Annotated in this window: 12 protein-coding genes and 1 tRNA gene; 7 read left to right on the top strand and 6 right to left on the bottom strand. The window is 52.7% G+C overall.

The annotated features are described in order from the left end of the window. Window position 1: 1 nt before the first annotated feature. Window positions 2-3,151 carry a SusC/RagA family TonB-linked outer membrane protein gene (locus ACTJIK_RS19700; protein WP_440649246.1) on the bottom strand — a complete coding sequence of 1,050 codons (3,150 nt, stop codon included), beginning with the start codon at window positions 3,149-3,151 and terminating at the stop codon, window positions 2-4. A 366-nt stretch (window positions 3,152-3,517) separates the two neighbouring features. Between ACTJIK_RS19700 and ACTJIK_RS19695 the strand changes: the two genes are divergently transcribed. Further along, on the top strand, window positions 3,518-4,300 hold the full coding sequence (locus tag ACTJIK_RS19695; RefSeq protein WP_440649245.1) for a DeoR/GlpR family DNA-binding transcription regulator: 783 nt from the start codon (window positions 3,518-3,520) through the stop codon (window positions 4,298-4,300). Between the two features lie 3 nt (window positions 4,301-4,303). Here ACTJIK_RS19695 and ACTJIK_RS19690 read toward each other — a convergent pair whose 3' ends face one another. Continuing rightward, window positions 4,304-4,654, bottom strand: a complete 351-nt coding sequence (locus ACTJIK_RS19690; RefSeq protein ID WP_440649244.1) for an MmcQ/YjbR family DNA-binding protein — start codon at window positions 4,652-4,654, stop codon at window positions 4,304-4,306. A gap of 71 nt (window positions 4,655-4,725) precedes the next feature. Between ACTJIK_RS19690 and ACTJIK_RS19685 the strand changes: the two genes are divergently transcribed. Further along, window positions 4,726-5,709 (top strand): MBL fold metallo-hydrolase, encoded by a 984-nt coding sequence (locus ACTJIK_RS19685; RefSeq protein ID WP_440649243.1) that lies wholly within the window; start codon window positions 4,726-4,728, stop codon window positions 5,707-5,709. A gap of 3 nt (window positions 5,710-5,712) precedes the next feature. Here ACTJIK_RS19685 and ACTJIK_RS19680 read toward each other — a convergent pair whose 3' ends face one another. After that, window positions 5,713-7,173, bottom strand: a complete 1,461-nt coding sequence (locus ACTJIK_RS19680) for a sulfatase (RefSeq protein WP_440649242.1) — start codon at window positions 7,171-7,173, stop codon at window positions 5,713-5,715. A 166-nt stretch (window positions 7,174-7,339) separates the two neighbouring features. Here ACTJIK_RS19680 and ACTJIK_RS19675 point away from each other — a divergent pair, with 166 nt between their 5' ends. Together ACTJIK_RS19675 and ACTJIK_RS19670 are read left to right on the top strand one after the other, a co-directional pair. Then, window positions 7,340-9,022 carry a C25 family cysteine peptidase gene (locus ACTJIK_RS19675; RefSeq protein WP_440649241.1) on the top strand — a complete coding sequence of 561 codons (1,683 nt, stop codon included), beginning with the start codon at window positions 7,340-7,342 and terminating at the stop codon, window positions 9,020-9,022. 270 nt (window positions 9,023-9,292) lie between these two features. Next, a tRNA-Leu gene (locus ACTJIK_RS19670) sits at window positions 9,293-9,376 on the top strand. A gap of 108 nt (window positions 9,377-9,484) precedes the next feature. Here ACTJIK_RS19670 and ACTJIK_RS19665 read toward each other — a convergent pair. Beyond that, window positions 9,485-10,369, bottom strand: coding sequence for a hypothetical protein (locus tag ACTJIK_RS19665; RefSeq protein WP_440649240.1), 885 nt, complete (start codon window positions 10,367-10,369; stop codon window positions 9,485-9,487). Between the two features lie 375 nt (window positions 10,370-10,744). Between ACTJIK_RS19665 and ACTJIK_RS19660 the strand changes: the two genes are divergently transcribed. Further along, entirely contained in the window at window positions 10,745-13,012 is a 2,268-nt protein-coding gene (locus ACTJIK_RS19660) for a tetratricopeptide repeat protein (RefSeq protein WP_440649239.1), read from the top strand. 12 nt (window positions 13,013-13,024) lie between these two features. Then, window positions 13,025-13,984 carry a glycoside hydrolase family 43 protein gene (locus ACTJIK_RS19655; protein ID WP_440649238.1) on the top strand — a complete coding sequence of 320 codons (960 nt, stop codon included), beginning with the start codon at window positions 13,025-13,027 and terminating at the stop codon, window positions 13,982-13,984. A gap of 9 nt (window positions 13,985-13,993) precedes the next feature. On the opposite strand, the gene ACTJIK_RS19650 is transcribed toward ACTJIK_RS19655, so the two are convergent. After that, entirely contained in the window at window positions 13,994-15,538 is a 1,545-nt protein-coding gene (locus ACTJIK_RS19650; protein ID WP_440649237.1) for an MFS transporter, read from the bottom strand. A gap of 95 nt (window positions 15,539-15,633) precedes the next feature. Continuing rightward, entirely contained in the window at window positions 15,634-17,100 is a 1,467-nt protein-coding gene (locus ACTJIK_RS19645; RefSeq protein ID WP_440649236.1) for a family 43 glycosylhydrolase, read from the bottom strand. A gap of 334 nt (window positions 17,101-17,434) precedes the next feature. Between ACTJIK_RS19645 and ACTJIK_RS19640 the strand changes: the two genes are divergently transcribed. Continuing rightward, on the top strand, window positions 17,435-19,891 hold the full coding sequence (locus ACTJIK_RS19640; RefSeq protein ID WP_440649825.1) for a glutaminase domain-containing protein: 2,457 nt from the start codon (window positions 17,435-17,437) through the stop codon (window positions 19,889-19,891). Window positions 19,892-19,902: the final 11 nt, after the last annotated feature.

The raw sequence follows: 19,902 nt of genomic DNA, 5'->3' as shown, positions 1-19,902 counted from the left end.
ACTACAGTTTTACCATGAGGTTCAGCCCGAAGCTGCGCGTGCGCGGCACGCCGAACATTTCAAAGCCCTGTGAATTGGAATTGTTGAATGTGGATTCCGGGTCGATGTTCGGCGCCTTTTTGTGCAGGATCGCGAGGTTCCTGGCCACGAAGGAAAGCGACAGCGACTGGAATTTCACATACGGGATCTTATCCACGGGTATGCTGTAACCCAGCACCACCTGCCGCAGCTTTATGAAATCGGAGGAATACACGAAACGCTCTGACTGGAATTTGTAGTTGTCGTAATATCCCTGCAGGTCAGGATACTGAAGGGTCATGCTGAAGGGATGATCCAGTTCGTCTACCCCGCTCACCGTGAGCCCGCCGTCGCGGCCCGGCAGCGTGATCTTGTGCAGGCCGAAGCGGGTGGCGTAAAGGTTGGTGCCGGAATATACGTGGCCGCCGAAACGCGCGTCTACCAGGAAGCTCAGGTTAAACCGTTTATAGGCGAAGCTGTTGGCAATGCCGCCCGTCCAGGGAGCAACGCCGGTGCCAAGGTCTTCAAGGCCGGTGGTCACTTCCCATCCATTGGGCTTGTAAATCGGAAGGCCCTGCGCATTTCTCTTCACTTTGTACCCTTTGATGGTGCTGTAGGGTTTGCCCACTTCTGCGAAAATGAAAGCGTAGCTGTTCACCGCGGCATCCATTTGAATCTGCTCCAGGCCGTCCGCCAGCTTCAGCACTTCGTTCTTGTTATATGCGCCGGTGAAGGTCACTTCCCAGGAGAAGTTCTTTCCTCTTACGGGCACGCCGCTCAGCATCAGCTCCACGCCTTTGTTGCTCATTTCGCCTACATTGATGAGGGTGGAGTTGTAGCCGGAAGCGGGGGAAATGCTCACGTTTACGATATCGTCCGTAGTCAGGCGGTTGTAGTAGGCGAAATCTGCGCTCAGCCTGCCGTTCAGGAAACGCGCTTCAAAACCTGCTTCTATGGTGCGGGAAGTATAGGGTTTTAATGCCGCGTTGGGCGCCTGCAGCAGACCGGAAGTAGTGCCGCTGGTTTGTGTGGGCGCCTGCAGGGGCTGACCGAGGTGGCCGCCGCCCGCAACGAGACTGTAGGTCTGGTTCAGCGCGTAGGCTGCCGGGGCGCCGCCGCCCACCTGTGCCCAGGATGTGCGGAGCTTGGCGTAACTGATCCACGACGGCAGGGCAACCGCTTCGGAAAGCAGGAAACTGGCGCCTACCGAGGGATAGAAGATGTTGTTGTTATCAGGGTCCAGGGTGGAGAACCAGTCGTTGCGGCCGGTGGCGGTAATGAACAGCATATCCTTATACCCGAGGTCGATGGAGCCGAATACCGAATTCACGGAGGAACGGATCAGCTGGTTGGTGGTGGTGAGGCTCACCACGTTGGAGGGATCGTAGAATCCCGGCACGGAGAAGTCGTTGCCCAGCAGGATCGTGTTCTTTGAAACGGCTTTCCGCCTGTTGCCGCCGGCCAGCACGTCGAGCGTGAAGTTCTTGCCGATGCGGCCCTGGTAGTTCAGCGTCAGCTCGCCGTTTGTTTCAGTGATGCCGTTATTCTGCTGCTGGTAAAATCCTTTGGGCGCATACGCGGTGCCGGTGGGCACAACGCCCGTCCAGTTGAGCATCGTGTAATCGTGGTTCACGCGGCCGCGGAGGAAGAGATTGTCCAGTATGCTGTAACGCACGCTTACGTTGCCGATAAAGCGGTTGCGGTCGTCGTTGTTGATGAATTTGTTCACCACGAAATACGGGTTGCTGGCGAAGCCTGAAGGGTTCCAGAGCGTTTCGCTGCCGGTGAGCTTGTCGTAGCCGGGCGAAAGATTGCGCACGTCCACATTATTGGCGATCATATAAGTGCCCCAGTTCGGGTTGCCCGGCGCATCGGACACGTTGGCGCGGTTCTGCGCCTTTTCGATGTTGTACTGCGCGTAACCGTCTACCTGTATGCGTTTGTGGAGATTGGCCACCACGCTCAGGCTCATGATCTTTTTATTGAGGTGCGAATTGGGCACCAGGCCGTGGTTGTTCATGTCAGACAGCGAGAGGCGGTAGGTGGCCACATCGCCGCCGCCGGTGGCAGCCACCGTGTTGGTGAAGGTGGTGCCGGTGCGGTAGAAATTTTTGATGTTGTCTTTCTGCGCTACGTATGGGCGCGCCACCCCGTCGAACTGCATCACTTCGCTGCCGTCCAGCTTCGGGCCCCAGGAGAGGCGGCCGGTGTTGATGGCGTCGTCTTTCGTAACGGGTTTGTTGCCGCGCTGGCCCTGGCCGTATTCATATTGCCAGTCCGGGATCACGCCGGGCGTTTCCATGGTGAGCGTGGAATTATATTCCAGCCCGATGCCTTTTTGTTTAACGCCGCGTTTGGTAGTGATCATGATCACGCCATTGGCCGCGCGGGAGCCGTAGAGTGCCGAAGCGGTGGCGCCTTTCAGTACGGTGATGGTCTCGATATCGTCAGGGTTGATGCCGGCGATACCATCGCCGCGGTCTGCATTGAGGCCGATGGAAGCGTTGCCGCTGGCGGGGGTGTTGGTAGTGGAGTTGTCGATCGGCATGCCGTTGATCACGTACAGCGGCTGGTTGTCTGACCCGAAGGAGCCGTTGCCGCGGATCACTACCCTGCTGGAGCTTCCGGGCCCGCCTGCGAGGCCGGACACGGATACGCCGGCCACTTTACCGGCCAGCCCGTCCGCCACGTTGATCTCGCGCGCCTGGGTAAGATCTGCGCCTTTTACTTCAGATACTGCATAGGTAACCGCTTTGCGCGCTTTTTTGATGCCCAGGGCCGTAACCACCACTTCGTTGAGGGCTTTGGTATTTTCCGCGAGGGTGATGTTCACGTGGGTTTGACCGGCCTGGAGGGTAATGGTGGTATTATTGAACCCGATGAAAGTGACCACTAAAGTAACAGGCGGTTGGGGATCCGGTATAGTAAGGGAGAAGTTGCCTTCCGCATCCGAAACGGCCCCTATTCCTTTGGCGTTGGCGACAGAAACGGTGGCGCCGATAATTTTCTGGCCATCGGCCCCGGAAACGGTGCCGGTGATCTTAAGCGGGGATTGGGCTGAGCTTTCCAGGCAAAGGAACATACTGCATAACAATAGCAGTGTTGGAACAGCAGCCAGTTGAATTGTTTTCATCGCTGTGGTTTGGTTGATAAATATTTCGAATAATGCAAATTCCTACACTAAAAATACTCATAACGGCGATAATTGCAAATTATTTGCAGTATTTATTTGCATATTGTGCAAAACATTTCAACAATGCCTGCAATTTTTCAGAACAGAAATTATTCACGATATTGATTAACAACTACTTAATATTATGCACAGCATACGCGAACCTTTCACTTTACGCAACTATGCGAAAAAAATGCAAATTTGTCGTGTTATATCTTATTTTTGCCCCCGAAAACAGGCAGACTGAGGAAAGAAAGACCGGTAAAACTTTGCAAAAGCTGAGAATTTTCACTAACTATCAACCGCAAGTGCAATTTTTAGATGACTATGGACACGAACATGCAGGACCAGTTACCCCCGGTTTCCCTGACCAAAAAGGCCAGGAAGGAACTGATCATCAGACAGGTGAATATTCACACCCGGGTTACCTACAGCGACCTGGTAAGCCTCATCAACGTATCTGAAGACACCATCCGCCGGGATGTGAACGAGCTGGCGGAAGATGGGGAAGTGGTGAAGATCAAAGGCGGCGCCATGTCTATCGCCTACCATTACGGGCATGAGTCTGAGACCTACGCACAGAACAATAAAGTAGTGATCGCGGAAAAAACCCTCCAGCTGCTGCAGGACGATATGATCGTGCTGATAGGCGGCGGCACCACCATCCGCGAATTCATCAAAAAAATACCGCCCACCCTCAAGGCTACTTTTATTACTGTAAATGTGCTTTCCGCCGTGGAACTGCTGGATAAACCGATGATCAAGACCATCGTGATAGGCGGGCAGATATCCGCCTACAGCCAGATGACCGTGAGCGGCGAAGTGTTTGAATACCTCTCCAACATCAAGGCAGACCTCTGCATCATCGGAACCAACGCCATAGACCCCGCGAACGGGCTCACGGACTCGGACTGGGAAACCATCCAGGTGAAAAAAGCGATGATCAAGGCGGCGGATAAAGTGGCTATCCTGGCTATTTCCGAGAAGCTGAACTCCTCCATGAAAATGAAGATCGCTGACCTCCAGGAAGTGCATTACCTGATCACCGAGCTGCCGGCAGACAGCGCGGAGATCCAGCCCTACCGGGCCAAGAACCTGACGATCCTTTAAATCTCACAACCCGTTCTGCATCCGGTATTGCTCTTGCAATTTTTGGGGCGCGGCACTATACCAGGCGCTCTGCACGGCGCTCACCAGCAGCGATTTTTTCACTTTCCCGAGGCGGACGGTCGTCCAGCCCTGCAAGCCCCAGCCTCCTTTCACCGGGCAAAAACTATTATCGTCCTGCCCGCAAAAAGCGGCCTGCACTTCCGGTGTAAAGCCGAAATTGACGGTATGTTCCGCTTCGTTCACCGTGGCGAAAATGCGTTTTTTTGTGCGGAAAGCGGGGTTGCCCCAGTGCTGCACCTCGTATGCTTCCGGCATGGACAGGCACAGGGCCCTGAATGTATCCATCGATATCATGCCGCTAATTTACAACATGCCCTCCCTCCCGAATTGTAAGAATCCGACATTGGTTACGTACATTCGTTTTCATGGAACGGACATCCCCTCATTTCAGGAACGGCGCCTTTCACAACGAGGTGCCTACGGAGATAATGGTAAAGGGCACCTCCATGCTCAAGCTGCTGCTCAAATTCTTCCGGAAGCCGCCACAGGCGTACCCTTCCGCACCCGTGCCCACTGTGCATAACAGTCTCAAAGAAACGCCTGCCGGCGAAACGGCTATCACCTGGTTCGGGCATTCGTCGTACCTCGTGCAGGACCGCGGGCTGAACATCCTCGTGGACCCGGTCTTCAGTAACCGCGCCTCCCCTGTTCCCTTCACGGTGCAGGCTTTCCAGGGCAGTAATGCATACAGCGTAAAGGACCTTCCCGATATCGATATCCTCATCATCACCCATAACCACTACGACCACCTTGACGCGCGCACCATCCGCCGCCTGCGCCACCGCGTGAAAGCGGTGTACACCTCGCTGGGCGTGGGCAAAACGCTGGCGCATTACGGCATGCCGGCACAGCTGATCACGGAAATGGACTGGTGGGAAAAGAAAGAGATCAACCCCGGCACCTCTCTCACGGCCACGCCTGCACGACATTTTTCCGGCAGGGGCCTGCTGCGCCGCGACAGCTCGTTATGGTCTTCGTTCGTATACGAGAACAATGGGAGGAAGATGTATATCGGCGGCGATTCGGGCTACGGGCCGCATTTTAAAGAGATCGGTAAAAAATACGGCCCTTTCGATATCGCGATACTTGAATCCGGCCAGTACAACGTGCAATGGCCGAACATCCATATGAACCCCGAAGAAGCCGTGCAGGCCGGCGCGGACCTTGGCGCGAAAGTGATCATGCCCGTGCACTGGGGGAAATTCGCCCTGGCTTTCCACCCCTGGAATGAACCGCCCGCCAGAGCCGTGAAGGCAGCGGCAGAGAAAAGCATGCGCATCACCCTGCCCCGGATCGGCGAGCAGGTGATACTCGACGTTTCCTACCCGGATGCGCATTGGTGGGAATGATCCTTATTCCGCGCCTTCTTTGAACACACCCGTATCCGCCTTGTCCAGCAGCGCCATCAGGCGTTTTACGGTCTCCGGTTCGTCGGCGGCGATATTCCTGTTCTCGTAAGGGTCTTTTTCGTGGTCGTACAGCTCAATCACGGGCATTGCATCCCTGTAGTATTTTGTGAGGCGGTAACTGCCGGTGCGCAGCGTAACGCCCTGGCGGAAATAACTGAAGGCCGCATTGCGGAGCGATGGATCTTCCGCTTTGCGGGTAAGCGCTGAAATGCTTTCCCCGTCTCCTTTATACGGCATCTTTACCCCGCACAGCTCCATAAGCGTGGGGTAAATATCCACGGAACTCACTACCTGGTTGCAATCTATCCGGTCCTGCTGTTGCGGGGTTTTGAGGATGAATGCGCTGCGCAGGGCGTATTCGAAAATGGTATGTTTCCCCCAAATACGATCGTCGCCCAGGTGATAGCCATGATCGCCCCACACCACGATCACCGTATTTTTATCGAGCCCCGCTTTTTTCAAAGCGTTCAGCACCTTACCGATCTGTGCATCGGTGTAGCTGATGCTGGCGTAATAGGCGTGGCGGAGCTTCCGCGCATATGCGGCGGACAAGGGCTGGTCCAGCTTTGCTTTTTCCGCTCCCAGCTTATATTGGTTGAATTCCTCGCTGCCATGCAGGCTGGCGGTATGTACGTTCTGCGGCAGCTCCGGGGAATGCGTGAGGCTGATATCTTCTTCTTTATACATGTCCCAGTATTTTTGCGGCGCGGTAAAGGGCAGGTGCGGCTTGAAGAAACCTACGCCCAGGAAAAAGGGCTGATTTCTCTTCGCCAGTTCCGCGATCCTTTCCACTGCCAGGTTTGCCGTCAGTCCATCGGGATAACCTTCATCTTCCACCGCCGCGGCTTCATATGGCGGCGCCTCCCCTTTCAGGGTAATACGGCTGGAGCCGTCCGCATACGCGAAAAAAGCGTTCCAGCCGGTTTGCCATTTGCCGGGATTGAACAACATTTCGGTCCAGCTGTGCGGCAGCTCCACCCGGCCGCTTTTCGGGCCGGTGTAAGGATATGCATACCCGTCCGCCGAATGGCTCACCTTGCCGATGCCCACCGTATAATAACCGTTCCTTTTCAGCTGCTCGATGAAGGTTTCCGGGAGGGCGCCTGCCGGGCCGCCGTTGAGCGTTTTTGCCGCCACTTCGTTCGTGAGGTCCACTTTTTTGCGCGGGTAACGGCCGGTAAGTATGCTCATGCGCGAAGCGCCGCAGGTAGGCACCGTTACATACTGGCGGCGGAAAACAGTGGAATGCGCGGCAAGACTGTCGAGATGGGGAGACTTGACCTCGCGGTGGCCATAGCAGCCGAGATCCGGCCGGAGGTCGTCCACGAAAATGAACAGTACATTCGGCTTTTGCTGTGCCTGCAGCGCCAGCGGAAAGAGCAGCAACAACAGTAGAGATTTCATCTTAGTAAAATATGCATTATTTGTTACACGCGGAAGTAGTCTCCCCGGGAAGCCCCATGCGTAGAAGTACGGATAAATTCAGGTAGATGCTCCCTGTTCCGCAGCCGCCCCTGTCAGTAGATTTGCAGCATCAAACATCAATTAACCCCAAAAAAAATTAACGAAGATGTCTACTGAAAAGAAACCACTGAACGGCTACACGATAGCCGGTGAAAAACAAACCGTTTCCAATCTGCAAACCATCCGCACGCAGGTACTGCAAGACCGTACCATTTTCAACATGCAGGCGGTGGGGCGCAGCTACAAGCTGGCGCAGGCTTACAAAAGCGTGCGGAACCTGCGGCTGATGGATCCGAACAAGATCCAGCTGAAAACATTTGCGGAGTATGTAACCATCAACAAAAAATTCCTGGACCTGGTACCCCTGATCGAAGAAAAGCCCCGCCCCGTTTACAACGCCAACGAAGCCTACCTGAACACCTATACCTGGCTGCGTTTCCCCAAAGGCAAAGTGCTCGTGCTGGTGCATAACGACGTGTACACCCAAACCAAAGACCGCGTGGAACGCTACGTGATGGACCTTGGCAGGGATGGTTACTGGGCTACCGTTCATGTGGTTCGCGGCGGCAAACCAAATTTCATCCGCAACTACATCAAAAGCAAATCCCCTGTGGGCGTAGTGATGGTAGGCGCCATTCCCGCCGCATGGTTCGAAATGAGCGATGATTTTTACGGCGCCAGCAGCGAGTTTCCCTGCGACCTGTTTTACATGGACACCAACGGCACCTGGGCAGATGCCGACGGCGACGGGAAATACAACGCCGTTACCGGCGACGTGATCCCCGAAATATGGGTAGGCCGCATCTGGACGCCCACGCTGAACGGCAACGACGCCGCGCTCATCAACAATTACTTCGACCGCAACCACTTCTTCCGCACCGGTAACCTGGGCCATTCCCGCTCGGCGCTGGCTTACGTGGAAGACGACTGGACCGGCTTCGACGATTGTGAAATGGACCTTATGACACCCCCAGCCTATATCACCAAATACACTAATCCTGACATCACAGATGCGGACCTTTACAAGGAAGAAGTGAACAAGACGCGCTCATTCGTGCAGCTCTGTTCACATTCTTCCCCGCATGTGCACTCCTTCCACATTCCTTCCACCGGTACCACCGAATGGATAGACCGTTCTTATTTCCGCGACAGCCGCGCCCCGAATGCGCACTTTTACAATCTTTTCTGCTGCAGCACCGCCCGCTTCACGGAAAACGATTACCTGGGCGGCTGGTATATTTTCGACAAATCCGGCGGGGAGACCAACTACGGCCTCACCGCGGTAGGCAGCACCAAAACGGGCTCCATGCTGTTCTTTGCAGACTTCTACGATCCCATCGGCAAAGGCCGGTGCATTGGCGACGCGATGGTGGAATGGTGGAAAGCGCGCGGCTCCGATCATGACCTGGGCGAGCGCCAATGGTTCTATGGCATGAGCATCCTGGGCGACCCGACGCTCACCTGGTGGAAAGGCGCAGTACCCCGCCCGCTGGAACCCGCCGAAGGTTCCGTGTTCCATCACTATCCCCGTACCATGACGTTCAAATGGGCGCCGGTGAACATCCCGGGAGCTACCTACAGTATCGAGATCGATGCGCACGGTGCAGTGAACAGCGGCGAATGGGCCGCACAATCTTTCCGGAGCTTTGCAGTATACCATGGCCTTACCGGCACAAGCTTTTCCCACAACTTCGTAGGCGCCCAGCCAGGCCGCTGGAGAGTAAGGGCGAAGATCGGCGACAGGTATTGCGCGTGGAGCTGCTGGTGTTATTTCCGTTTTACCATTTAGGGAGTATTCATTCAGCATAGACAAAAAGCAGCCGGCTCGCCGGGCGATGCGCGGCTGCTTTTATTTTGAACTTAATATGCATTCAATGCGTTATTGATAATCTAATGCATCCCGATCACTGATCTTTTGCAACAGCAAAGGGTTAGCAATTGGAAATGTCAGCTCCTGGAAGACCTCCAGGAGTTTTTTTATTATACGCGGGCAAAAATATTTTCCCGGAATTTGGAAAAATGAAATAATGACTTACTTTTGCACTCCCTGAAACAAGATGCCCAGATGGCGAAATTGGTAGACGCACTGTGTTCAGGTCGCAGCGCTCGCAAGGGTGTGCTGGTTCGAATCCAGTTCTGGGCACTCAAAAAAGACAAATCGGTTTAGGCTGGTTTGTCTTTTTGCTTTTCAGGAAATCTTCATTTATACCGGGAGGTCTTCATCCCATATCTCAGAACCAGGTTAGTTTTATTATAAGAATGGAAAACCGTTTTTGTCTACTCTTTTGTATTCAAACAGCTTGTTTTCCATTGCTAAATCGTCAACCAAAAGATTAGGAATCTGGATGACCGTACCATCCTTAAACTTCAATCCTGCGACCGCAAACCTGCTAAAAGGATTTCGCGATTGACGAATTCTGGTGATCGTGTACTCCAACAGGTCCTTTTTATCATATTTTACCGGTTTGTCAAGACTCCCAAAATAGAAAATATCATTACCTCTTGACATTATCAGGATCTTATCCCTGACATGCTTGTAGTATCTGAAAAAGAAAATAAGATGCAACCCTCCTCCTATCAAGAACATCACTGATAATACCAGGATCAACACCCCAATATCCATCAGATTCAAGGGCTTCATCAGAACCACTATGAGCAATACAATAGAAAGAATAAAACTTATCCCACTTGTCCACAATAAATAATTCCAGGCTGATTTCGGTGTCAGATAATATCTAAAATCTTGTGTCGTAAAATGTATCAAATTGTTTTGAAACCAGGTAATTTCTTTTTTAAAGCCAGCAAGATCGAATGAGGATTGCTCGAAATACTTTTTTATGAAAGAAAACCCATCTTCCAAATGAATAAAACTTTTAGTAAACAATGTTTGCTTGTCATCAAAGTAATGAAGGACGTATTTTTGATTATAATACAGCGCAACCTTCAGGAAGTCGTTGTTTTTCCCTTCAATTGTAATTGAAGGATTGGTCAGGCCGATTTCGATTTTTTTTCTTTGGGTTTCCCAGGGAAAATTGCTAATTAAATCCACGGTTTCTTCGAAATTGCGTTTCCGGATATCAACAAATTCTCCTGCCTCGAAATTTTTGTATTGAACTTTAGAAATCAATTGTGTCATAGATCAGCAATGATGAAAAAAAGGTAATAACAGATGAGTCAGAATTGCCATCCGGGAAAAACAACATTTTTGACGGGTAGTGAAATACTGCGGGAGTAAATAGGAAATGCGATAAAGAATAGAGATAATTTTGCATATGCAAATATATAATTTAGGTCTGCATAAATTGTTAAATAGATATTCTTTCATCAGGATGTTGCTGAAAAGCATCCGGCACGAAGCATAGAATTGCATTGCATTTATTATCAATTTATTATTGCTATAATTCTATGGAGAATTTTCCGCCGCGTTTTATTAATGCCTTATATTTGGGCTTTAGGGCCGCGGAGCGAAACTCCCCTGCCGGTGAACTTTATAATGTACTAACCCGCTACCATGCTGGATTCAAAACAATTACAATCGCTGTACGAACAACGGAATTATCAGCAATGTCTTGAAGAACTCAATCTCCTGCTGCTTTTTAATACACACGATACGGACGCTTTATTACTGAAGGGCAAATGCCTGTACCAGGTTGCCCTGGGTGAGGCCCAATCCGGCAACGAGGCGGATTTCACCGCCGCTGCCAGTTGTTTCGAAGAAGTGCTTGCACTATCGCCTTCCCACGAAGAAGCCATGACTTTTGCGGCTTACATCAAGATATTCATTGCGCAGGCAGATCTTCCTGCCGCCATCGGTTATTGCAGCCGGCTGGCCGCCTCCGCAGATCCCATGACGCGGGCTGGGGCGCTTGGTTACCGCCAGGAGGCGTATTACCAGACCGGCGAATTCGATCTCGCGCTGAAAGACCTGGAGTTGCTGGCGGAGCTGAACAGGGAGATCTATAAAGACAACCTGCCCGCGCTTGACCAGGAATCCGGCGATGTTTATTTCAGGAAGGGAAAGATCCACCTCGAAAAATTTGCCGACCACAGCAAGGCGCTGGAAGCTTTCAGGGAAGTGCTGAAACACGGGCATGCCGACTTCAGGGTGTATTGCCGGATAGCAGAAGTTGCGCTCGACAACGGGGATTACGAGACCGGCGGAGAAGCTGCCGTACCGGCCTTTTTTACCGACAGTACGGACCCCGGGGAAGAGCGGCTCGCGCTTTACCACCAGTTAGAAGCGCTTAACGGCCAGGGCATTCACCATCCATCGCTGGTGAAAGCCATGTTCATAGGGCAGCGGATATTTGCCGATGCAGTAGGCGCGGATACAACCGAGCTACTCAGCTTTGCGAAACAATACATAAAAATGTACCCGGACTGGTTCTGGGCCTGGCATTATGCCGGCGCCGCCTTATACGATGCAGAGAACTACGAAGCGGCGCTGCCGTATCTTACAAAAAGCCTTGAGCTGGGAGGCACCGCCATCGGTTTACAGCGTTTTATTGAAACGGCCTGGCATGTAAACGGCGAGCTGCCGGCTATTACAAAATGGCCCGCCGACCTGCCTATGTTCTATTATAACGCAGGCGTTAATTTCAGCGAATTTGAAGCCTTGCTGGCCGGCACTCCCGTTGCGCCGGAGCTGCTGAAGATCAGGACCGCGTTTTACCGGGCAGCCTACGATGGCTTTTATGATTATTTTCACCATAACAAAGGAAAAGCCGGGTTCGACGAAGGCCATATTTTTGCCATGTGCTGTAACAATTACGGTATTGCGCTGACCGCCGGCGGAGCGTACGACCAGGCTGCCGACGTGCACCAGCTGGGCTATTCGATATCTCCTTTCTGGGAGCAATCGAGCAGCCTTGGAACTGCCCTGATGCACCTGAATCGCTTCGATGAGGCCATTGCGGCATTTGACCGCGCCATCAGCGAAGGCCGGGAGTTCATGGAGTTTGCAGACTACATCGAGCTAAAAGGAGAGATACTGACCGCCCTGTCCAGCCTGGGCCACATCGAAGAGCTGGCGTCGCTGTTGCAGCGTACCGAAGAGGAATACAATGACTTTATCGGAAAATACGGCAAGGACCTGCCGGAAAAAGAGCTGTTCATTTTAAGCGAGCGGTATATCACCGTACAGAATGCGCGGCACGACCTGCTCAGCAACGGCAGTACGGAAGATGCCGTTAAAGCCTGGCAGGAACAGCTGGTAAAACATCCTGACGACAATTCGGCCTGGTATATGCTGATGCAAAACTATTTCCAGCTGAAGGACTATCAACAATGTATTGCCTGCGCCAACAATTACCAGTCCATAAAAGCGGATGCCATCAAACCCGAGTCTATGCTGAAATTGCATTTTATGCGCGGCGTTTCCTATTTGCAGACTGAAAGATACGGGCAGGCGAAAACAGACCTGGCGAAGGTGCTGAATGGATGCGATCCTGCGGAGGAAAGCGGCCGGGCCAGCATCTGCGACGTCAGCATGCACCTGGCGAAATGTTGTGCCATGCAGCAGCAATGGGAAGAATGCAAGACCTATGCCTGGAACGCCATTTCCTTTTACAATGATAATGGCTGGAAGTGGGATGAAGCATGTTTCGCCACCGCATTGGTTTATGCAGACGCCTGCATGGCCTCCGGCGAAAAACAGGCCGCCATCGGAACGGTGGACGTAGTGCTGGAACTGGCGCCGGATAATAAAGAGGCGCTAACCCGGAAAAAGGAATGGAAATCGGGCGGGCTGTTCTCATTTCTGAAGAGGAAACAAAAATAACACCCTATAGTTATGGCTAAATACAGAACATCTTTATTCACAGCTGCAATTATCGCCTCGGCCTTTGCCAGCGCGGCTCAGCAGCCGGCCATCTTCCTGGCGGACCCGACCATCTTCGCTGATAACGGAAAGTATTACCTGTACGGAACCAGCAGCAGCGAGGGTTTCCTGTTCTATGAGTCTGCCGATCTGAAAACCTGGAGCCAGGCTGCGGACTCTTCCCGGCGCCTTGCCCTGAAACGCGGGGATGCTTTCGGCAGCACGGGCTTCTGGGCGCCGCAGGTGTTTAAACAGGGGAACAGCTATTATATGGCTTATACGGCCAATGAACAGATTGCGATCGCAAAGGCGACTGGTCCGGCAGGCCCTTTCCGCCAGAACGCTCCCCTGCCGTTAAGCGGATCGGGTAAGCAGATCGACCCTTTCCTTTTCTTCGACCAGGACGGGAAGATCTACCTGTACCATGTGAAACTGCAGAACGGGAACCGCATCTTCGTTGCTGAAATGAAACCAGACCTGAGCGACGTAGTGCCCGGCACGGAAAAAGAATGCATTGCCAGTACGGAAGGATGGGAAAACACCGCAGGCGCCGGTTGGCCGGTGGCCGAAGGGCCGACTGTCCTCAAACATAAAAACCTCTATTACCTGATCTATTCCGCCAACGATTTCCGCAACAAGGATTACGCGGTGGGATATGCCACTTCCGACTCCCCTACCGGGCCCTGGAAGAAATACACCGGCAACCCGGTCATCAGCCGGCATACGGTCGGGCAGAACGGTTCAGGCCACGGCGATGTGTTTTACGATAAGGATGGCAAAATGTATTATGTGCTTCACACCCATCGTTCGGACGACCGCGTGTCTCCCCGCGCTACGGCGGTAGTGGCGTTACGGTTCCGGCCGGTGAACGGCGGCGAAGATGTGCTGGAAGCGGATGCAAAGAGCTTCAGGTGGCTGGAAACAGCAGAATAATTTTGAGGATCAGTTTTTCTTTTCCCGCGCCTTCGGCCTGATAAAAAACAATGCCATCAGCCCGCCTAATATGCCCAACGCTCCCGACAGCTGCATGATCCTTCCATAAGCGCCGATAAATCCCTGGTGGTAAATTTTCATTACCGCATCTTTATGACCGGCGCCAATACCCTCCGGCACTTTGGCATTGCCAAGATTTCCTGCCTGTGCGATAATTTCCTGTTTCTCCTGTGGATCTACGGGCAACGACCGAATGTCTTTCTGCAGCGAAGCTGTAAATAATAACACAGCCAACCCTCCGAAGATCGCATTGGCAAACACCCCGGCAATCCTGGTAATGGCATTGTTGATCCCGGACGCGGTGCCCGACAGGCGGTCGCTCAGCGCGGTCATAACCGTTGCCGTAAGCGGCGCCACGGTGAAAGACATACCCAGTCCCAGCACCACGATGCCTGGGAAAAAAGTGGTCCAGTAACTGGCCGGTCCATTGGTTTGTTTTACAAAAGACAGCATCAGCAAACCAATGCCGGCAATGCACGGGCCCGCCACCAGGAACAGCCGCGGGCCGTACTTATCCGCCAGGCTGCCCGCAAAACGGGCAATCGCGAGCATGAGCACGGTAAACGGTAAAAATGTAAGCCCCGATTGCAGCTGGTTGTAACCCTGCACCTGCACCAGGTTGAGCGAAAGGAACAACATGCCCGCGCCCAGGCCCGCATACAGGAAAAACGTGAGCAGGTTCGCGCCGCTGAAAGTTAAGTTGGCAAACAGCTTCAGCGGCATCATAGGGTAAGCGCTTTTCTTTTCCACCACGATAAAGGCAATGAGCAGCAACACCCCCGCTGCCAGGGAAAGATATACCTGCGCATGCCGGAGGCCCAGCTCCGGCATGCGCAGAAAACCAAATGTCAACATGGCCAGCCCGAGGGCGATCAATATGGCGCCCGCGAAGTCCGGCCGCTGCCGGGTATTGTTATCGGTGTTCTCTTTTACTTTCTTCCAGAGCAACAGCAATGCAATAATGCCTATCGGCACGTTGATAAAAAATATATACCGCCACAGTCCCGCATCAGCCAGCGCTCCGCCCAGTATCGGCCCGCCCAGGGTCACCAGTGTTGTAACGGCAGACCAGGTGCCGATGGCTTTGCCTCTTTCCTTTTCATGGATGGAAGAAGACAGCAGCGACAGGCTGCCCGGTATCATAAACGCACCGCCGATGCCCTGGATGATCCTGAAAGCGATCAGCAGGCCTGCAGTGCCCGCCAGGCCGCAGGCTGCGGAGCCCAGGATAAAGACGAATATACCGGCCATGAATATCTTTTTGCGGCCCAGCCTGTCGCCCAGCGTGCCGCCGATCAATATCAGCGCGGCCAGCATGAGCAGGTAGGCGTTCAATATCCAGAACAGCTCGGCACCGGAAGCATCCAGGTCCTGCTGAAGGGAAGGCAATACAACATTCAATGCCGTGGAATCTATAAAAGCCATGGCGGAGGCCAGTATAACGGGAATCATCAGCCATCTGCCCTCCGCGCTTTTTAATGCGACTGTTGCCATAGTTTCTGAGCTTACCTAATTAACGCACGGGATGGAAGAAATGTTCCACCCGGGAGCGGGATCAGATAAGCCCATGTTGACCAGCAAAGCCCGTATCACGGAGCTTCAAATTTCCACAGCTGTGCGTCGGTACCATTCCAGTTCCATGACCGTACGTCCGCTCCGGGCGTCGGACTCCCATCGGCAATATCCACCACGTTGTTACTTGATCTCGACATAATGCGGTACCAGCCCCCTCCTGCAGGTTCAATGCGCCACAGCTGGCAATCGTTCGGGAACACGTCCCAAACCTGGATATTCGCGCCACGGTCTATCCCGCAGGCATCCAGGTCCAGCGACTTGTGGTTGGGCAATTCAGATATGATCTTATAAAAACCGTTACCCTGGTAAGTAAGGTTCCACTTTTGACCGTTACAATCAGTACGTGTCCAGGTCCTTACATCAGCATTCCCGGTGGCGCATCCCGCAATATCAAGGTATAAGCCGGCGCCCGCGGTGGTATTCACCTTCGACCTGATGGCATACTGCCCGTTGGCTATAGGATTGGGCACATAACACGGTGTTCCGGGGCCGTTTTGTGTAACACCCGAATTGGTGATACTTACCGGCATAATATTGCCCGCCGCATCAAAGAACATCCTGTCGATCGCTACCTGGCGTTCGTGGATATTGGTGCTGGTACGCCGGTGATAAACGAATAAATACTCGTCGCTGCAGCCCGGCTTCCTGATCACGGCATTGTGCCCCGGCCCTTTTATCGCTCCCCGGGGAGATGTTATACGGCCTTTGTAGGTCCAGGGGCCCATCGGGTTCGACGAAGTGGCATATTCAACATGGTAATCATCATTGCCGAAATGGTTGATGGAATACATCAGGTAATAAATGTTGTTCCGTTTGATCACGTATGCGGCCTCGAAATAGTTAGACGGCTTATTATGCCCGCGGGTGCCGGTCAGCGATATCATATCGCTGTTAAGCCGCTGGATGTTGAACGTGGTGTTACCCCAGTACATATAAGCCTGTCCGTCGGTATCGATGAACACCATCGGGTCTATGGGGTCAGTGCCGTCGCCGGTTGCCAGCGCGCTGCCTTTATCAACGAACGGGCCGGTGGGGCTGGTGCTTACAGCTACGCCTATTTTTTTGGCTGCGGTAAAATAGAAATAATAGTTCCCGTTGCGTGCCACAATAGCAGGCGCCCATCCATCCGTATGCGCCCAGCTTACATTCGCCAGATCAAGCACAATGCCCTCATCCGTCCAGTTCAGCAGGTCGGTGGATGACCAGGCATGAAACTGGCTGGCGTTCGGCCCGGTAGCGGTCGGGTAAATGTAATATTTGCCATTGGCGTAAATGATATCCGGATCGGCCGTTGCAACGGGCAAAACAGGATTGCCGCTCATCAGGCCAACCGCGCTCAGTATCGACGCGTTAACACTTAAAGCAGCTGGTTTACCGGTTTCTGCGGGTGAAACTTCCTTTTCAGCGCATCCTGCAAAACTGAATACAGTGATAACCGTGGAAATTAGCAGTGGAATGGTCCTGTTACGTTGTTTTTTCATCGGGTTTTGGGTTTGGGTTTACAATAGTATTATCGTGGAATTGACAACTGTATTACGTGGCTGAGGATGGATCGTTTGAACACCAATACCGGCTGCTATGGGCACAATTTTCGAATGGGTATATTTAAATTAACAAAAAATGACAGGCTAAAAACGGGAACAAGGTAAAATGATTCAATTTGACCAGATATTGAAACGTTTTGACTACCTGACTTACCCATTTTATTTTGAAATTCGCCCTCGTCTGACAAAAGCATTTACCGGGATTTCCCGCTATTATAATCGTTAAAAACTGAACAAATTAATTATGACAGTGTTGGCTCAGCATTTCAGGATGGCTGTTATCCTTGCAGGTAGTTTCTTTCAGTCTGTGATCTGCCTCGCGCAGGAACAAAAAGCACCCAGCTACCCGCTTATCACACATACCCCCTACTTCAGTATCTGGAGCAGCACGGACCAATTGAACGGATCTGTTACAAAACACTGGACAGGAGCAGACCACTCCCTGATCGGGATCATTAAAGTAGACGATACCTGGTACCGTTTCCTCGGGAAAGAAACCGACGAGTTCATGACCGTACTGCCAACAGCCGACGAAACGGCCTACCAGGTGGCTTATACACTAGATAATCCCGGATCGGAATGGTTCAGCCCGGATTTTAATGACGCCGGCTGGAAAACAGGCGGGGCGCCGTTTGCGGATGACCGGCAAAAAGCAAAGACCTTCTGGAACACGAATGATCTCTGGGTGCGAAGGACCTTTACGCTGAAGGAAAATGAAAGCTTCGACAACCTCTTCCTGAAGATCAATCACGACGACAATATCGACATCTATCTGAACGGCCAGCCGATCTACCATAAGCAGGGCTGGGTAAACAACTACACCTACCTGAACCTGGGAAAAGAGCTGAAAGCCAACCTGAAAGCAGGTAAAAACGTACTGGCTTTCCACGTGCGCAACACCGCCGGCGGCCGTTTCCTGGATGCGGGCATCGTAAGGAAAATAGAAACGCCGGCCAGCAAAATGATCGTGGCGGCGGAACAGCAGGAAACAGACGTGAAGGCCATGGAAACAAAGTACCGGTTCCGGTGCGGAAAAGTGGACCTGGTGCTGACATTCACTTCTCCTTTGCTGCTGAAGGACCTGGCGCTGTTATCCACGCCCGTATCCTACATCAGCTACCAGGTAAAGTCCAACGACGGCAACAAGCACCAGGTATCTGTGCTGCTGAGCGCCAGCACCGATATCGCCGCTAACCTGCCCACACAGCAGATGACGGCCAAAACGGCTGCCGCGGGCGGTATAAAGCTGCTGCAGGCAGGCACCGTAGAGCAGCCCGTGTTAATGAAAAAGGGCGACGATCTGCGTATAGACTGGGGGTATTTTTATGTGGGAGCTGCTAAAGATCACTCCAGGCAATATATTTCCGCCGATGAAAAAAACGGTATCCGCCAGTTTTTACAGAACCGTTATGAAGGCCCCGCTGAAAGAACGGGAAAACGTTTAAGCCTCAACACGGTGCTGACCTTTGGCCAGGTTGGCGCTGAGCCCCTGGAAAAATTCATGCTGCTGGGTTATGATGAAGTATATGCCATCCAGTATTTTGGCAAAAACCTGCGCCCCTGGTGGAATAAGAACGGCGGCCAAAAATTCGGCGTGCTGATGAATACAGCGGCTGTTAATTATAACGCCGTGATGAAAAAGGTGAAACAATTCCAGGACACGGTTTATACAGACGCCCTTAATGCCGGCGGGACGGCTTATGCGGAACTCTGCGAGCTGGCCTACCGCCAGAGTATCGCCGCCCACGCATTAGTGGAGAGCCCGCAGAAAGAGCTGCTGTTCTTATCCAAGGAGAACTTCAGCAATGGCTGCATTGCCACCGTGGACCTCACCTACCCTTCCGCCCCTTTATTCCTCGCCTATAATCCTGAGCTGGAAAAGGGTATGATGAACGGCATTTTCTATTACAGCGAAAGCGGTAAATGGACCAAACCTTTTGCCGCACACGACCTGGGCACTTATCCGCTGGCAAACGGTCAGGTATACGGGGAGGACATGCCCGTGGAAGAAGCCGGCAACATGGTGATCCTGGCGGCCGCCATCGCCAAAGCGGAAGGCGGGGCCGGCTATGCAAAAAAACACTGGCCTACGCTTACCACCTGGGCCAAATACCTGGACAAGGAAGGTTTTGATCCGGCCAACCAGCTGTGCACTGACGATTTTGCCGGCCACCTGGCCAGGAATGTGAACCTTTCAGCGAAAGCGATCATGGCGCTGCGTAGCTATTCTTTCCTTGCCGGTATGCTGGGTCATAAAGAGGACGAACAGTATTACCTGGAGCGCAGCCGCACCATGATGCAGAACTGGATGAAACTGGCCGACGATGGAGATCATTACACGCTGGCCTTTGAAAAGAAGAACACCTGGAGCCAGAAATATAACCTGGTATGGGATAAGGTGCTGGATTTTAATCTTTTCCCGCAAAGCGTATTCGACAAAGAGATAAGCTATTACCTGACCAAACAGCAACCATACGGCCTTCCCCTGGATTCACGGAAAACCTACACCAAGTCCGACTGGATCATATGGACGGCTGTAACGGCCAGGGATAATGCAGAGTTTGAGAAGTTCATCCTGCCGCTTCACAAATATGCCCTGGAAACGCGCAGCAGGGTGCCTTTGAGCGACTGGCACGAAACCACTAACGGAGAGCAGGTGGGGTTCCAGGCGAGAAGCGTGGTGGCAGGTTATTTTATGAAGGTGCTGGATGATAAGCTGAACAAATGACCGTTATGGGG

Source organism: Chitinophaga sp. 22620, assembly GCF_052044405.1.
Classification (GTDB): Bacteria; Bacteroidota; Bacteroidia; order Chitinophagales; family Chitinophagaceae; genus Chitinophaga.
Note: the sequence above shows the minus strand (reverse complement) of the source record. Positions and strands in the feature narration are given on the sequence as shown.